Origin of the sequence: Streptococcus sp. 21.1 (genome assembly GCF_016648635.1) — a bacterium.
In the GTDB taxonomy this organism is placed as follows: Bacteria; Bacillota; Bacilli; order Lactobacillales; family Streptococcaceae; genus Streptococcus.
Window position 1 is genome coordinate 5,195 of record NZ_JACLQL010000014.1, and the last position, 18,427, is coordinate 23,621.

Here is an 18,427-nt window from a genome sequence, read left to right on the forward strand (position 1 = left end):
AACAGAAGGCGAAAAAGACGCAACAGTTATCGTCACTTACCCAGACGGTTCTAAAGACGAAGTTCCAGTTAAGGTAACTGTTAAAGATCCACGTACGGATGCCGATAAGAACACTCCTGTAGCCAAAGATCAAACGGTTAAACCAGGCGATCAACCAAACGCTAAGGATTCCATTGGCAACGTTGGAGATCTTCCAGAAGGCACTAAGTTCGAGTACAAGACACCTGTTGACACAACAACAGAAGGCGAAAAAGACGCAACAGTTATCGTCACTTACCCAGACGGTTCTAAAGACGAAGTTCCAGTTAAGGTAATCGTTAAAGACCCACGCACAGATGCGGATAAGAACACACCAATGGTTGACAATCAAGTGACTAAAGAAACTCCAGCACCAACAGTGCATAAACCTGCTCCTGCATTAGATACAGTTCATGTCGCCTCAAAAGCAACACCAGCTGCAACTGATACTAAGCAAGCTTTGCCTGAGACAGGTGAAAACACTTCATTATTGGCTACTCTATTGGGTGGTTTGATGACAGTGGCTGGACTTGGTTTGGCAGGAAAACGCAAAAAAGAAGACTAAGATAGTTCATAGGTTAGATCCCTCAACATAGTTAGTTAGGCTATTTCGGTTTTCGAAAAAAGGGACTCATCCCATAAGGGGTGGGTCTCTTTTGTGTCTATTACAAGACAGTTTTTGTTTATATTAAAAAATTAGATAAAAACTCAAAAGGTGAAGAGGTTTATTCAAAAAATATTAGTAACTTAGATTATAGGCGAAATTCCCATAAATAGTGATATGCATGAAAATGCTTATATGAAAAGGTTTGATTATTTTCACGAGGATCTAGTTACTAATCATAATTCGTTTTTTATATTGATTAAAAATTAGAGAAAATACTTGCCTAAAGATTAAAAAAAGGATATGATAGACTTCGGAAGAAGGTTAATAAATGTATGGAGTGCGTGTTTTTTCAATAACGTCTTCGTTTTTTTGACGTGCCTTGGGGTACAAGGATTAACTTATAGGAAGATTTTGAATGAAACAAGCAAATCATGTTTTTGAAAAAGTGACAAAATACGCCATTCGTAAATTGTCAGTAGGTGTAGGGCCAGTTGCTATCGGGACATTCTTGTTAGCAGGTGGTCTTTTCGTGTCTAAACCAGTTTCGGCAGACCAGGTTACCTCGGATGCATCGGTACACATGGCCTATGTCACAGAAAATGAATTAACAGCTGAAGAGCAGAAGCAAGTGGTACATGCTATTCCTAAGGAATATCAAAATGAGGACACTTTTTATCTGGTTTATAAACGTAAGGGAGACAGTCAAGCCACTCTTCCTCAGACAGGAAGTTCCGACTGGGCAGCGACAGGTTTGGGATTGGCAACAGCGACTATGGCTGTGTTGCTATTTTCAAAAAAACATCGTAAAAAAATTATTGGCTTGGTCTTGATTGGGGCCGCAGGGCAAAGTCTCCTTGTGCCGATAGAGGTTCTTGCCTTGCAAAACAAGGAGTTGCAGGCCTATAATCAAACTCTTGCGGTTTCAAATAAAGAAGATTTGGCTAAGGGTGTTATTGCCATTGATGGTTATGAGTATGTGGGTTATCTGCGTTACTCTGTTAAGCCGGAGCTTGAACAACCTTTGGAGAATACTTTGCAAGGGCTTGAGTCTTCAATAAAAGAAGATAATACAGTTAGTCAGGGGACAGCTGATAGGGATAGTAAGGGAATCAGTTGGAAAAAAGGAACACAGGAGCCAGGTCATGAAGGCGAGGCAGCTGTTCAACCTGCTAACCCAGAGTACACTGGACCAATTAGCGCTAAAGGTACGCAAGAATCAGGTCATGAAGGCGAGGCAGCTGTTCAACCTGCAAATCCAGAGTACACTGGACCGATTAGTGCCAATGGTACCCAAGAAGTTGGACATGAAGGCGAAGCGTTGGTTCAACCTGCAAATCCAGAGTACACAGGACCGATTAGTGCCAATGGTACCCAAGAAGTTGGACACGAAGGCGAAGCGTTGGTTCAACCTGCAAATCCAGAGTACACAGGACCGATTAGTGCCAATGGAACACAAGAAGTAGGTCATGAGGGTGAAGCTTTGGTTCAACCTGTTGCCCCTGAATATACGGGCCCAATCAGTGCTAATGGTACCCAAGAAGTTGGTCACGAAGGCGAAGCTACTGTTCAACCTGTCGCTCCAGAGTACACCGGTTCAATCAGTAGCGATACTACAAGTGCTAATGGAACGCAGGAAGTTGGACACGAGGGTGAAGCATGGGTCCAACCTGCTAATCCAGATTACACTGGACCGATCAGTGCTAATGGTACCCAAGAAGTTGGGCACGAGGGCGAAGCATGGGTCCAACCAGCTAATCCAGAGTACATTGGACCGATCAGTGCTAACGGTACCCAAGAAGTTGGGCACGAAGGCGAGGCAGTGGTTCAACCAGCTAACCCAGAGTACACCGGTCCAATCAGTGCTAACGGTACCCAAGAAGTTGGCCATGAAGGCGAAGCAGCTGTACAACCTGCTAATCCAGACTATACTGGTAAACTGGAAGCTAAGGGTACACAAGAATCCGGTCATGAAGGCGAAGCCCTTGTTCAACCTACAAATCCAGAGTACACAGGCAAACTGGAAGCCAAGGGTACACAAGAATCAGGTCACGAAGGTGAGGCGGCTGTCCAACCCGAGAATCCTGTCCACACTCCAGTTGTTGGAAGTGTCACAGAGACTGAAACGCAAGCCATCGATTATCCTATCGAAGTTATCACTGATGATAGCAAGTATGTGGATGAAGAGGTTGTCGAGCAAGAAGGTCAAAAAGGTAGCCAAGAAATCCAGAAAATTTACCAAACCATTGATGGTGTCAAGGTTGGTGAGCCAACTATTGTATCAGGTAAGGTTATTGAGGTGCCACAACCTAGAAAGCTTCGTCGTGGCAGCAAGCCTCTAGATGGAACAACGACGGAAGAGTCTATCGTAGAGCTTCCATTTAAAGAGATTGTCCAAGAAGATGATAGTCTTGAAAAGGGCACTCTAAAGGTTGTTCAAGAAGGTCAAGAAGGTCAAAACAAAATCACCAAAGTCTATAAGACCTATAAAGGGAATAAGACGTCTGAGGCACCAACTGTTACTGAAACCGTGCTAGTTCCTGTTCAAAATCGTATCGTTCACAAAGGGACCAAGGTATCTGAAAAACCAGTGCTTACGCTGACACAGATTGACAAGGATGATTTGGGTCGTAGTGCTAAACTTAGCTACAACTTGACGAATCCAGGTTCAGCAGCTATCACGACTATTAAAGCGCTCCTCAAGCAAAACGGACAGGTTGTTCAAACGCTTGATATTCCTAGCACGACCTTGACTGCTGACCTAACAAACTTAGACTATTACAAGCCATATACCCTCACAACAACTATGACCTATAATCGTGGCAATGGTGAGGAGAATCAGGTTTTGGCAGACCAAACTCTCCAACTGGATCTCAAGAAGGTCGAGCTTAAAGATTTTGCACGTACAGATTTGATTAAGTATGACAATCAAACAGAAGTGGATGAGACTCGTCTGGCAGCTGTACCTCAGGATCTCACGAATTACTACTTGAAGATGACTTCTGCGGATCAGAAGACCACCTACTTGGCAGTAAAAGCCGTCGAAGAAACAACGGTTGATGGCAAGGCGGTTTATAAGGTAACTGCAGCAGCGGACAATTTGGTGCAACGTGATGCCCAAAACCATTTTGCTCAAACCTATAGCTATTACATTGAGAAACCTCAGGCTAGCCAAGCCAATGTTTACTACGATTTTGCTGAGTTGGTCAATGCCATTCAGGCGAATCCTTCAGGTGAATTTAGGCTGGGTCAAAGCATGAGTGCTCGTCACGTCGTTCCAAACGGTAAATCATACATTACGACCGAATTTACTGGTAAGTTGCTCAGTGATGGTGACAAACGCTATGCCATCTATGATTTAGAGCATCCATTGTTTAATGTCATCAATGGCGGAACGATCAAGAATATCAACTTTGAAAATGTAGACATCAATCGCCCTGATCAAAATCAAATCGCGACGGTTGGATTTAACCTTAAAAACAAAGGTCTGATTGAAGATGTTAAGGTGGCTGGTTCAGTGACTGGTAACAATGACGTTGCAGGTATTGTCAATAAGATTGATGAAGATGGCAAGATTGAAAATGTTGCCTTTATCGGTAAAATCAACTCTGTTGGTAATAACTCAACAGTTGGTGGGATTGCTGGTTCAAACTACATGGGATTCGTCAACAGAGCCTATGTGGATGCGACCATTACAGCTCAAAATGCCAACGCAAGTATGTTGGTGCCATTTGTCACTTACATGCTCAACAGTTGGAAATCAGGAACGAAGGCTAAGGTAACCAATTCAGTAGCTAAAGGTGTTCTTGATGTTAAAAACACAAGAAATGTCGGTGGTATTGTTGCTAAGACATGGCCTTACGGTGCTGTTCAAGATAATGTGACCTATGCTAAGGTTATCAAGGGTCAAGAAATTTTTGCTTCTAACGATGTCAATGATGAAGACGGTGGCCCATACATCAAAGATCTCTTTGGTGTTGTTGGTTACAGCTCGGCCGAAGATGGTACTGGTAAAGATACTAAGAGTCCGAATAAGCTCAAACATTTGACCAAGGAAGAAGCTGACAAGCGTGTTGAAGGTTACAACATCACAGCTGATACATTTGTTAGCGAGCCTTACACGTTGAATACTCTTAACAATGTTTCTAGTCAAGCTGATTTTGCCAATATTCAAGACTATAAGCCAGAATACAAGCAGGCTTACAAGAATATTGAGAAATTCCAGCCATTCTATAACAAGGATTATATTGTCTATCAAGCAAATAAACTGGCCAAAGACCATAACTTGAATACCAAAGAGGTGCTCTCAGTGACACCGATGAAAGACAGTAATTTTGTTACAGACCTAAGCGATGCTAACAAGATTATTGTTCACTATGCTGATGGAAGCAAAGACTACTTCAAGCTTTCAGAGAGTTCAGAAGGTTTGAGCAACGTTAAGGAGTACACTGTTACTGATTTGGGTATCAAGTACACTCCGAATATCGTTCAAAAAGACCACTCAAGTCTTATCAATGGTATTGTTGATATTCTTAAGCCGATTGAGTTGCAGTCTGATCCGATTTACCAAAAACTTGGTCGTACCGGTCCAAACAAGGTCAATGCTATCAAGAACCTCTTCTTGGAAGAAAGTTTTGACGCTGTTAAGGCTAATTTAACTAACCTGGTGACTAAGCTGGTTCAAAATGAGGATCATCAGCTTAACCAATCACCAGCTGCCCAACAAATGATTCTTGACAAGGTTGAGAAAAATAAAGCGGCTCTCTTGTTAGGTTTGACTTACTTGAATCGCTACTATGGTGTTAAGTTCGATGATGTTAATATCAAAGAAATCATGCTCTTCAAACCAGATTTCTATGGTAAAAATGTGGATGTCCTTGACCGTTTGATTGAGATTGGCTCTAAGGAAAATAATATCAGTGGTTCAAGAACATACGATGCTTTTGGTGAAGTTCTCGCCAAAAGTACCCTTTCTAGTGATCTGACCGACTTCCTTAATTACAACCGAAAACTCTTTACCACTATCGACAATATGAATGATTGGTTCATCGATGCTGCTAAGGATAAGGTCTACGTTGTTGAGAAGGCATCTCAAAATGAAGGTGTCGGTGAGCACAAGTATCGTGTTTATGATAACCTTAGTCGTGGTCTCCACCGCAAGATGATTTTGCCATTGTTGAACCTTGATAAGACAGAGATGTTCTTGATTTCTACCTATGACACCATGTCTTATGGTACGGCTAACAAGTACAATACAACCTTAGAGAAGTTGAAACCTGAGATTGATCTAGCCGCTCAACGTCAAATCAACTATCTTGATTTCTGGCAAAGATTGGCTGCGGATAATGTCAAAAACAAATTGTTCAAAGACATTGTCAATCCAGTCTGGGAAGGTTTCTATGTCTGGGGTCATGGTTGGCCAGGTTGGCCAGAGCGCTACGGCCAATTCAAGAACAGTACAGAAGTCTATGTGCCAATCCGTGAAATCTATGGACCAGTCGGTGAGTACTATGGTGATAACGGAGCTATGGCTGGTGCCTATGCTGCCATCTACGACAATCCATACGATAATCGTGCCAAGGTTACCTTCGTCATGTCTAACATGATTAGTGAGTACGGTGCTTCGGCCTTCACTCATGAAACAACTCATATCAATGACCGTATTGCCTACTTTGGAGGCTTTGGTCGTCGTGAAGGAACAGACGTTGAAGCTTATGCCCAAGGGATGTTGCAATCACCAGCTACTCAGGGCCATCAAGGTGAATACGGGGCCTTGGGACTTAACATGGCCTTTGAAAGAGAAAATGACGGTAATCAGTGGTACAACACTAATCCAAACAAGTTGAAGTCGCGTGAAGCCATCGACCGTTACATGAAGGGCTACAACGATACCCTTATGCTTCTTGACTCCCTTGAAGGGGAAGCGGTCCTCAGCCAAGGAAATCAAGAGCTCAATAACGCATGGTTCAAGAAGGTAGATAAACAGCTACGAGGTAATAGTAAAAACCAATACGACAAGGTTCGTGCTCTAAGTGATAGCGAAAAAGCTATTAGCTTGACTTCTATTGATGACCTTGTAGATAATAACTTCATGACCAATCGTGGACCTGGAAATGGAGTTTATAAACCTGAGGATTTCTCTTCTGCCTATGTCAATGTGCCTATGATGTCTGCCATTTATGGTGGTAATACCAGTGAGGGCTCTCCAGGTGCTATGTCCTTCAAGCATAATACTTTCAGACTCTGGGGTTACTACGGCTATGAAAAAGGCTTCCTAGGTTATGCGACCAACAAGTATAAACAAGAAGCCAAAGCAGCTGGTAAGAACACCCTTGGTGATGACTTTATCATTAACAAGATTTCTGATGGCCAGTTCAACACCCTAGAAGACTTCAAGAAGTCCTACTTCAAAGAAGTGAAAGAAAAAGCGTCCCATGGTTTGACGACAGTTGCTATTGATGGCACATCTGTAAGTTCTTACGATGATTTGTTGACCTTGTTTAAAGCGGCAGTAGCCAAAGATGCTGCAAGTCTTAAAACAGATAATAACGGTAATAAATCTGTGTCAACAAGCCATACGACGAAACTCAAAGAAGCTGTCTATAAGAAACTCCTACAAGAGACAGATAGTTTCACAAGTTCTATTTTCAAATAATAGATGAAAAAATCCCTTTTGGTAAATACCAAAGGGATTTTTGAGTTTGTTCGAAAAAGGAGTAGTAAGGAGTCTCTATGTCAGTATTGGCAAGGGTTGAGAGAACTGTGAGTTGAGTCGTTAAAAAATTTTTCTTTTTGAAGGGAGAGTATTTTGTATTTTAATAAATATCACCAAAACTAAAAAATAAGGTTAGTGTGATGAACGTTTTTAATGAAAAATGGTTTGATATGAAAGTATTTTGAAAATTATAGAACTAACAAAACAGAGGATTGTGGTAAATAAAAGCACGAACATTTTGATGTTTCAAAGGACTTAGATAAAAGTTTTAAATTAATATTCTCTAATGAAAGTTAAACTTTAGAACAATAATCATTATATATTTGACAATTTAATAATTATAGTATAAAATGGAAACTGTATATAAAGTAATTTGGATATTGAGGAAATTTATTATTATGAGAGATATGTTTAATAAACGCCAACGTTTTTCATTAAGAAAATACAGCTTTGGTGTAGCCTCTGTCCTTTTGGGAGTTTCAATCTTCTCAAATGCACAGGGTGCCCAAGCTGATGAAACGGTAGCACCAACTACCGCAGGTATGGAAACAACTGCTGAGCCAGATGTCGTCGTGGAGCAATCAACGCCAACAACAGCATCAGTAGCTCCAGCAACAACAGAAAACGCACCAAGCTCAGTCTCTACTGTGGCCTTGGCTAGTGAACAGCCACAATCAGCAGCTCAAGAAAGCCAAGCAACTTCAACAACTAGTCAAACAGCATCTAGTTCAGAAGCAGCTTCTCAGGCTGCATCGCAAGCGAGCTCTGAATCTGTAGCAGCGACTGCTTCATCTGTAGCGACTAGTGCACAAGCTCTTAGCTCAACAGCAGTAGCCGAAGCTCCTGTTGCTGGTCAAGTATCAGCACAAACAAGTGCAGCAGCTTCAGTTGCGACTGCAGCAGAAACTGCCAGCGCAGAGTCTACAACCAATGCTGTAAATAGCGTCCTTAAAGTGGCGACTAGTGAGTTGGCCGTGACAAGCAGTGAATTGAATGCTGCTGAAGCAAGCCTTAACTCTGAAAATCTCATCAATGCTATGGGACTTGCGGTATCAAACCGTAGTCTTCGTTCAGCTGATGCGGTTGCTGTTTTGACAAATGCTGGAGCAGGTTCAACAAACCCTGATTTGACAAACCTAGGCTACAAACTTGCCTATTTGCCAGAACGTCAACAATACTTTGTTAACATTGATTACATCAACAATCTTAGAGTTGGTCGTGATAATCGTGGGGTTATGAGACCTTATGACTACATTACAAATGGTAACTATATGGTTGTCGTTAACTATGCCAACCTTGGTATTATTGACTACGTTGATGAAGCAGGAAACAAGATTCCTGGATCTTCAACATACCGTATCAACAACTCAACTGAAACAATCACTGCAAACGGTAGGACTTACAATAAGATCTACGATGCGGGTATAACAGAGCTTCCTCCAGTACCAGCAGGTTATCGTATCAAGTATGCGTCTGCTGACAAATCTAAAGCTAATGCTTACGTAGATGTCTTAAAATCAGAACGTCAATATGACTATACAAATGGTATTGCAACCATTCGCTCAGATCGTACTTGGGACTTTAACCAAAGTCGTGTTGTTGACCTTGTTCAATTTGCTAATGGTTCACAAGGTTTGGATGCTTCGATTGATGCCAATGGCGGTGGTCAATACCTAGCTCCTGGTTACCGTTACCACATTATCGTTGAAAAAGACACTAAAGATGTCACAAAAGCAACAAGTCAAACAGTAACTTACACTGGTGCTGATACGAAGACACCAGCTGCTAACACTCAAAATGACTTTAGCTTCAACGGTAAAGAAGATCCTACAACTAATACAACAACTTGGACTGAAACGACTCACACTTATGGAACAGTCAAAACTCCAGTTGTTACTGGTTACTATGCTGATAAAGCCGTAGCAGGTGGCAAGACAGTTACTCCAGATGCACCAAATGCTACAGATACAGTTACTTACAAGGCCTTTGGTAAGTTCATTGCTGTGGATGAAAATGGCAGTCCAATTCCAGGTGTATCAACAACTGCCTACACTAACGATCCTAATGATGCGACTAAGATGATTGCCATCGACAAGACGCTTCCAAGTATTCCTGGTTACACTGTTAAGGTTGTCCCTGCATCACCATCAAATCCAGGTGAAGACACTCGTGTCGTTTACGTAGCAATCGTTAACGATGTGACTAAGGCTACTAAACAAACGGTTACCTTCCAAGGTGCAGGCGATAAAACTCCAGCTGCAGATGTGAAATCTGACTATACCTTTGCAGGTAAGGATAACCAAGCGACTGGTAAGGTGACTTGGAATGAAACTAGCCACACTTACGGTACAGTTAAGGTTCCTGTTGTTAATGGTTACTTTGCAGATAAAGCGGTAGCAGGTGGTAAGACAGTAACTCCAGATGCTCCAGAAGCAACTGACACCGTAACTTATAAGGCTTTTGGTAAATTTGTCATTGTCGATGAAAATGGTAAGCCAATTGCAGGTGTCTCTGATACTGCCTACATCAATGATCCTAACGATCCAACTAAGATGATTGCAGTTGACAAGAACTTGCCAACTATCCCAGGTTACACTGCTAAGGTAGTACCTGCAACACCAGGTGACTTGTCTAGCGATACTAAGGTTGTTTACGTTAAGAATGATCAAAAAGCAAGTGTTGTTTACCGTGATGAAACAAGTGGTTCAACCCTTGAAACTGTTGCTTTGGCTGGTAAGTCTGGTGAAGCGGTTAACTATTCAACAGCTGAACGTATCAAACACTATCAAGACCTTGGCTATGTCCTTGTAACAGATGGTTACCCAGCTGGTGCAAGCTTTGACTTGGATAGCACAGTTGACCAAGCTTGGACAGTAAGCTTCAAACGTGTAGCACTTGACTTTAATCCAGACAATGCTCACGAACCAGGAACACCAATCTATCCTAACCAACCAAACGGTCCAAAATGGCCAGCTAAGGATGCTTACCTTAAAGATGTGACATATACTGTTCACTATGCAAGCAAAGATAGCAATGCTAAATTGCCAGCAGACAGTGTTCAGAAAGCACAATGGAAACGTTCATTGACGCTTGACTCTGTAACAGGTGATATTCTTACTGCAGGTGAATGGAAGGCAGATAAGACTAAGTTTGATCTCGTGATTACACCAATGGTTAACGGTTACTTCGCAGATAAAGGTCGTGTGGCTTCTCAAGATGTCACTATGGACAGCAAGGTTGAAACGGTTACTTACACTAAATTTGGTAAGATTATTGCCGTTGACGAAAAAGGGAATCCAATCCCAGGTGTTGAAGCAGTTACTTACACAAATGATCCTAACGATCCAACTAAGGCTGCTATGACACTTGTTCCTGAAGTGAAAGGTTACAAGGCTGATAAGACTGGTGTGACACCAAGCAACCCTGGTGAAGATACAAAGGTTGTTTACAAGGTGGTTAATGCAGAACCTGCTAAACCGGCAGTTAACAAAGAAGTTGGTACTATCGTTGTTATCTACCGTGACGAGTATGGTAACCAAATCAAGATGCCACTTGTGATCACTAACTCTGTTGGTTCAGAAGTTAATGTTCATGGTGACCGTTACATCTACCGTAACGGTGTGAAATATGAATTGATCCGTCAAGAAGGTAAATCTACAGACAAGATGACAGAAGGTCAAACAGTCGTAACTTACATCTACCGTAAGGTTGAAGATGGCTCAACACCTTCAAATGGCAATGGTGGTCAATCTGGAAGCTCAACTTCTAAAGCTGTAAAAGCAACTTCAAACGGTTCTAAAGGATCTAAGGGTTCTGGATCTGGATCAGCAGCTGATGGCGCTTCAGACGGTAAAGGTTCAGATAAGAAGAAATCTGGAAATAAAGATGGTAAGAAGGCAGATGGTTCTGATAAAGCTAAAGAAGGCGATGAACAATTGCCAGTAACAGGTGAGTCAGATAATAACCTTGCAGCAATGGGTGTTGTTGTCATGGGACTCATGTCAGGACTTGCGGCTATGAATCGTCGTAAAAACCAAGACTAAGATTTCCACACCTTATCTCTCATAAAATCCAAAAATAAAATCTCTCTCGAGTGTGATTGCTCGGGAGAGATTTTTTGTTTGTGGATAAAATTCACGGAATCTCCCAAGGTTTGTGAATCTTTTAAGCAGTATTTAGCTTGATAAGGTACAATAGAGTAAGACAAAACGAATGAGGAGACTGTCATGAAGTTTTTACATACGTCAGATTGGCATGTGGGGCGAACCCTCAATGGCTGGTCTTTGTTGGAGGAGCAGGCGTGGGCCTTTCAACAGATTGTGGATTTGGCTATTAGCGAAAAAGTGGATGGGGTTATCATTGCGGGAGACCTCTATGACCGTGCGGTGCCCCCTGTGGATGCGATTAAGCTTTTTAATAAGACCTTGGCCCGCTTAGTACTGGAGGAACAGATTCCTGTCTATGCTATCAGTGGTAATCATGATGGAGCTGAACGTTTGCATTTTGGGCGTGACTTCTTTCAATCTCAGGGCCTTCATTTAAGCACACGTTTGGAGGAGGCTTTTGAGCCTATTGAGTTGGAGGATTGCCAGATTTTCCTGCTGCCTTTTATCGATCCTATTGATGCTCGTATTTACTATAAGGACGATGAGAATAAGGAAATTCAGGGGATTGGTGATGCCTTGGCCTATATTCTCGAGGATATGGAAAAAGCTTTTGATCCTGACAAGGCCCATGTCTTGGTGACGCATTTTGCGGTTTCTAAGAAGGATGATAGCGATGGTCAAGGTCTTCGAGAATTGATGTTGTCTGAAACCAGCACTACGGTGGGTGGGCTTTCTAATGTGACCAGTGACCTTTTCAAGGCTTTCGATTATGTGGCCTTGGGGCATATCCATACCCGCTTTGCCAGTCCGACCCAGCGCGTGCAATATTCAGGTAGTCCGGTCGCCTTTAATGTCAAAGAAGCCAAGCGCAAGGAAGAAAAGGGTGTTTATATTGTTGAATTGGATGCTACTGGTAACTTGTCTCAGACCTTCCATCCTCTAGAAGTCAAACGACCGATTTTGGCCTTGCAGGAGCCTTTTGAAACCTTGATGTCACCTGAATTTTATAAGGAGCAGCCTTGTCAAAAGGCTTGGTTTGCCTTTGATATTCAATTGTCCAGTCGTAAGGAATTAGAGGGAATCAATGTGCGTGCTCGTCTGGAAGAGATTTATGGGACAGACATTGTAGAAATCACTTTCAGTCGTTTGGGTGATGTCAGGGAAGAAAGCTTGACTGTAGATCAGCACTTAAAAGATTTGGAAATGCAGTCGCCTCAGGAAATTGTCTCTGATTTTTACCAGACAGTGACTGGGGGCGATGTCTTGTCTGAGAGACAAACTGCCCTTGTGGAAAGTATTTTTGAGGAGATTGGAAGGAGTGGACAATGAGACCAGTTCAGTTAGAATTGACCAATTTTGGACCTTATCGTAAGGAAGTCATCAATTTCACCCAGTTTGACCATGCTCCCCTCTTTTTGATTGGTGGGGACACGGGGGCTGGTAAGAGTACACTCTTTGATGCCATGACGGTTGCCTTGTTTGCCACAACCAGTGGCGACCGTAATGTTGAAGAGATGCGGTCAACCTTCGCTGGTCCAGGGGATGACTTGACCAAGGTGACTTTCTACTTCCAACAGGGTAAGCATCTTTATCGCATTGAGCGAGTGCTCCAGCAGGAGAGAGCCAAGCGAGGTGGGGGCACGACCATGCAAAAGGCGACGGCTTCTTTAGTCATTGTGGATAAGATTGGTGGTCAGGAAATTGAAAAGCTTGGGGATAAGATCAAGGAAGTGAGTGACCAGATTGAGCAGATTTTGGGGCTCAATGCTGAGCAGTTCAAACAGATTATTCTCCTTCCGCAAAATGATTTCAGCCGTTTCTTGAAAGAAGATTCTAAGACCAAGACTCAAATTTTAAAGAAAATCTTTGGAACGGGTATTTTTGACCGTTTTCAAAAGAGCTTGGAAGAGCGTCTTCGTCAGAGCAATAAGGATATGGATAAGCGCCAAGCTCAGCTAGATGGCCATTTTGCCAGTCAGGTGTGGTCTGAGGAGGAATTAGCAGTCTTGACCCAAACGCCAGCCTCTGAAAAATTGGCACGCCTTGAAGAGCTTTTGTCTCAGCGTCAAGAAAGTCTTACGGAGCAAAAAAGCATCTTGAAGGATGCCCATGAGGATTTGGTTAAACTGCAGAAGAGCTTGCAAAGTGCTCAAGATTTGGCAAAGATTTTCCAAGAATTGGAGCAAGCCAAGGAGCGTTACCGTCTGGAAATTGAGGAAGGTACTCAGGAACAGGCAGAAGCCAAAGCGCATCTGGAGGAATTGCAGTTTGCCCAAGGGTTGCAGGAAACCATTAGTAGCTTCAAACAATATCAGAAGCAGTTGTTGCAATTAGAGCAGGACCTTGAGATTGCTCAGGAAGCGTTAAGCGCCAAGGAGCAGGATTTTGAGGAAGTTAAGGCACAAAAAGAGGCACTAGCAGCTCAATCTAAGGATTTTCTTCAAAAAGAAGAAAAGCTGGAAGCATGGAAAGAGGACATTATCTATGCTCAGAGTCTTGCTCAAGAGCAGGAGAAAATCAAACGTTCACGTACTAACTACAAGCAGTTGGAAGAAACCTATCAACAGGCGTCGAAAAAGATTGAGACGCTTAACAAGTCCTTGTCAGATTTGGAGGCCAATCGCCTAAGTTTAGATAGCCTGCATGAGGCCGAAAAACTCCTCCAGATTGTGGGCTACAGTGTGGAAAAACAACTGGCACAAGATCTTAAGGAAAAAGAGGAACTAAATCAGGAATTAGAAAAGACCGAAAAACGTCGTCAAGCCCTGTCTTTGGAGATTGACCAGGCTCAAGAAATCCTCAAGGAATTGGAAGACCAGTTAGCAACCACTTTAGCTTCACGTCGTCAACTCATGATTGCCCAGTTGCAGGCAGAATTAGAGGATGGACAGCCATGTATGGTTTGTGGTTCCATTGATCATCCTAAGGTCGATGGGACAAAGGCGAATGAAGCAGCCTTGAAGGATCTCATGAATCAGGTGGAGGAACTTCAAGCTCAAAAAGAAAGGCAAGTCGCTACCTTGTCAAATCGTCAGGCTACCTTGAGCGAGGTTGAATCTAAGCGTCAAGATTTACTTGAACAAGTGGCTAAAGTTAAGTTATCTCTTCAAAAACACTATCAAGAACTAAAAGAGCAAGTTAAGAGACAATTTGATTTTGATTTTTCGGAAGATTATGAAACTGACCGTGGGCAAGCCCTACTCCTGAAGGTTAAGAAGTATTATCAGGAGTTACAAAAACGTTATGATAAGGAAGAGACAGATTATGTCCGATATCAAGATGAAATAGGTAAAGCTCTAGGAAAATTGACAGATTTAACTAAGAGCTATCAAGAAGCTAAGGCGGCGCTTGACCAAGCTAAGGAACGTCTTAAGGAGTTACAAGAAGCTCATCAAGAGCTTGAATCTGTTGAGGTTTATCAAGAACGCATTTCCCTAGCAAAGCAAGAGTTGGACCTCTACAATAAGCAAGTCAAGGAAAATAGTGAAGCCTACAACCAACTTCATGCCGACATTCAAGGAATCAGGGGGCAACTTGAGAGCTTAACCAAGTCTAAAGAAAATGCTAGCCAAGAAACTAAGCGTTTATCAGCTGAACTAGACCAAAGTCTTATGGCTGAAGGGGCCCTCACCAATGACCTAGAGCAAATCCAGCTTTGGCTTCTTGAGGTGAACAAGCAAGCGATTCCTAAGCTCCAGGCTCAATTGACAAGCTACCAAACCCTTAAACAAGAGTTGAAGGCGCAGATTGTCAAGGGTCAAGAGCTTATCAAAGACCAAGAAAAGCCGGACCTTGGCAATCTAACACAAGCAGTAGAGGATTGTCAGGAAAACTATGATAAGCAGCTCGCTCAGGTTTCTGTCATGGAGCAGGGGCTTAAGGATGCGACGGCTACCTACCAAGCGGCTAAAACTCTTCAAGACAGCAACCAAGAGGCTTTCAAAGCTCACCAAGAGCTCAGTGATTTGGTCAGGGTGGTTAAGGGAGAAAATACGGCTCTAACTGGGCGACTCAATCTTGAAGTCTATGTTATCCGTCAGTATTTCCAACAAATCTTGGACTATGCCAATGCTAACTACATCGGTCTCTTAACGGATAACCGCTATTCCTTTGTTCTGAGTGAAGAAGGGCGTAGGGCGCGTGATCACTTTGGTTTGGACATCAACGTCTATGACCAGCTGACAGGTAGCGAGCGTTCCGTCAAATCTTTGTCTGGAGGAGAAACCTTTATCGCTGCACTGGCTATTGCCCTATCCCTCTCAGAGGTGGTGCAAAATACCAGCAAGGGTGCTGTTGTTGAAGCTCTCTTCATCGACGAAGGGTTTGGCTCACTGGATAAGGAAGCCCTGACCAAAGCCATCGCTGTTCTGGAACAAATCGGTGAAAACCGTATGGTCGGTGTCATCAGTCACGTGGATGACATGAAAGAAGGCATCGCCCAACAATTAGCTATCATCAAGTCGCATGATGGCAGTAGTCGTATTAAAATTGTGGATAAGGGGTAAGAGAAGTCAAGGGTTTAAGGACTCTCGTCAAAACGTTTTAATTATTCTAAGAGATAGTTTCTCATCGGAGCTATCTCTTTTTCTATCCACTTATTTCAATCTTCCTAACTATCAGTTTTTTCTGAAAATAAAAGGAAATTTATTTGAAAAAAATCCCTCATAAAAAAGTTAATCTATTAGAAAATTAAGTGATACTATGTTATAATTTAATATGGTTAAGTCTCGATAAAATCAAGGAAAAAGTGTATAGAAATGTGTTTACAATCTTTATATCTTGTGACCGTAAAATGCTTGTCAGATTCTTAGACTGTTCCTTGCTATCTTATGAAAGTTTGAGACAGGAAAATAAAAAAATGTATTAGCTAGAAAAAATAAGAAATAAAAAATGACAGAAAAAATTTCCGTAATTATTCCCGTTTACAATGTAGAAAATCAACTCCAGACCTGTCTAGACAGCGTCCTGGGGCAGACCTATCAAAATCTTGAAATTATTCTCATCAATTATGGCTCAATAGATAATAGCGACGCCATTTGCCGTAGTTATGCTGCTAGGGATTCTCGTATCCTCTATTTTAAAAAGGATAATGGAGGGCTTTCAGATGCTCGCCATATTGGTATTCGTCAGGCTAAGGGAGCTTACGTCACCTACGTTGATGCTGAGGATTGGGTAGAGTCTACTTACCTGGAGGAACTTTATAAGACTCTTCAGGCTCACAAGGCGGATATCGCAGTGGCCAATTACAGTGTCTATAAGGAATCGGAAGATCTCTTTTATTTTTATATCAAAGATGAAGATTATTATGAGCAGGTTTATTCACCGGCTCAGATTATTGATGGTCTCTTTGAAGAAACCAATAATATTAACATCGCTCTGATTTCTGCGACAGGCAAACTCTACAAACGTTCTTTGTTTAATGACTTGCTTTTTCCAAAAGAGCATGCAGGGGAGGATGGCTTTTTCAACCTTAAAGCCTACCTCATGAGTGAGCGTACGGTTTATCTCAACAAGGGACTTTATGTATATCGTGAGAGTCCAGAGATGCCATCAGCGACTTGGATGCAAGACTGGATGATGACCTTGGTTTATGCCATGGAAGAACGCTTGGCTATTGTTGCTAGTCATGGTTTCCCTCTGGAGAAATACATGGTCACCTACCGTCAGATGCTAGAGGCTTGCTTGAAAAATGTGGAGGAGCAAGGTCTCACGGATTCTGATGCCTACCGCTCCATTCAGGAGAAATTCCAGGTCTTGAGTTTAGCTCCTCAACGTTATGAGACTAAAAAGCGTGCTATCGTTCTTGCGGCTAACTATACTTATGTTGACCAAGTGCTTACGACCATCAAATCCATCGTTTTTCATCATCGTAACATTCGTTTTTACTTGATTAACGATGATTTCTCTCAAGAGTGGTTTAGAGGACTAAACCGTCATTTGGCTGCCTTTGGTAGTGAAGTGATTAACTGTCGTGTGGATAGTAGTCATATCAAGCAATACAAGACTAATAGCAACTATGCAAGCTATCTTCGCTATTTTGTGGCGGACTTTGTATCTGAGGAACAGGCCCTTTATTTGGATAGTGACATGGTGGTTACAGGTTCTCTAGAGGACCTCTTTACCCTTGATTTGCAAGGTCGACCTTTGGCTGCCGTGCGTGATTATGCTATTCAGATTCAGGATCGCCAAGCGATGTTTGATGCTGGCTTCATGGTGATTGATACGACTTATTGGAAGCAGTACAACATGAGACGCCACCTAATCGACATGACTAGTGAATGGCATGACAAGGTCCCATTTGCGGAGCAGTCAATTCTTAATATGGTTTTTCGCAACAACTGGTTGCCCTTGTCTTTTGACAACAACTATGCGGTTACCAAGTCTAGTTTAGCTGGTTTCCATCTGCCAAATGGTCAAGACTATCCTAAAGTTGTGCATTATGCCTCACACCGTAAGCCTTGGTTACCATTGGCTTGCCAAGCTTATCGCGAGGTCTGGTGGTTCTATGCTCAAATGGATTGGTCAGGGGTTGCTGAAAATGCTACTTTATTGCCACTTTCAGAGAACATGATTTATCCTAAGGGCCGTCCATTTACTTGTTTGGTTTACACCAACATTTCAGAAATCCCTCATTTGACGGATCTTATCTCGGCTCTTCCTAAGGTACAGTTTAAAATTGCCTCTCGACAGCATGTGACAGATAAATTGGCCCAATTGCTTACCTATCCAAATGTGACGGTTTACTCAGCCATTGCGGGCTTAAATGGGCTAGATTTGGAATTGTTGCGTACCAGTGACTTGCTTCTAGATATCAATCCAGGAAGAAAAGTAGTGGAAATTCTTGATGCCTTTAGGTTTGAAAACAAACCGATTTTAGGGTTCGAGGACCTTAAGTCAACCAAGCATAACCAACAAACCTACTCAAGAGATCGTTGGAAAGAGATGGCTGAGACCATTCGCCAAATGCGTAAGAAGAGCCTGTAA

The 18,427-nt window shown here is 42.4% G+C and carries 6 protein-coding genes; all 6 read left to right on the forward strand.

The genetic code is table 11. The features are described from left to right. Positions 1 to 583 (forward strand): Rib/alpha-like domain-containing protein (locus H7U01_RS10060; RefSeq protein ID WP_201041462.1); only part of this gene is annotated, 583 nt, incomplete at its 5' end. Positions 584 to 1,040: 457 nt separating this feature from the next. Next, positions 1,041 to 7,277, forward strand: coding sequence for a ZmpA/ZmpB/ZmpC family metallo-endopeptidase (locus H7U01_RS08945; RefSeq protein ID WP_201041463.1), 6,237 nt, complete (start codon positions 1,041 to 1,043; stop codon positions 7,275 to 7,277). Positions 7,278 to 7,735: 458 nt separating this feature from the next. After that, positions 7,736 to 11,380: a mucin-binding protein gene (locus H7U01_RS08950; RefSeq protein WP_022496487.1), complete on the forward strand. Its 3,645-nt coding sequence runs from the start codon at positions 7,736 to 7,738 to the stop codon at positions 11,378 to 11,380. Between the two features lie 183 nt (positions 11,381 to 11,563). Next, positions 11,564 to 12,772: an exonuclease SbcCD subunit D gene (locus H7U01_RS08955; RefSeq protein ID WP_201041464.1), complete on the forward strand. Its 1,209-nt coding sequence runs from the start codon at positions 11,564 to 11,566 to the stop codon at positions 12,770 to 12,772. Then, positions 12,769 to 15,948 (forward strand): AAA family ATPase, encoded by a 3,180-nt coding sequence (locus H7U01_RS08960; protein ID WP_201041465.1) that lies wholly within the window; start codon positions 12,769 to 12,771, stop codon positions 15,946 to 15,948. Before H7U01_RS08955 ends, H7U01_RS08960 begins: the two co-directional genes overlap by 4 nt. A gap of 385 nt (positions 15,949 to 16,333) precedes the next feature. Next, on the forward strand, positions 16,334 to 18,427 hold the full coding sequence (locus H7U01_RS08965) for a glycosyltransferase (RefSeq protein ID WP_201041466.1): 2,094 nt from the start codon (positions 16,334 to 16,336) through the stop codon (positions 18,425 to 18,427).

Bases quoted from the DNA above. Each gene is read 5' to 3' on its own strand.
- H7U01_RS08960 (WP_201041465.1), top strand. From the start codon at position 12,769: ATGAGACCAGTTCAGTTAGAATTGACCAATTTTGGACCTTATCGTAAG.
- H7U01_RS08965 (WP_201041466.1), top strand. From the start codon at position 16,334: ATGACAGAAAAAATTTCCGTAATTATTCCCGTTTACAATGTAGAAAAT.
- H7U01_RS08955 (WP_201041464.1), top strand. From the start codon at position 11,564: ATGAAGTTTTTACATACGTCAGATTGGCATGTGGGGCGAACCCTCAAT.
- H7U01_RS08950 (WP_022496487.1), top strand. From the start codon at position 7,736: ATGAGAGATATGTTTAATAAACGCCAACGTTTTTCATTAAGAAAATAC.
- H7U01_RS08945 (WP_201041463.1), top strand. From the start codon at position 1,041: ATGAAACAAGCAAATCATGTTTTTGAAAAAGTGACAAAATACGCCATT.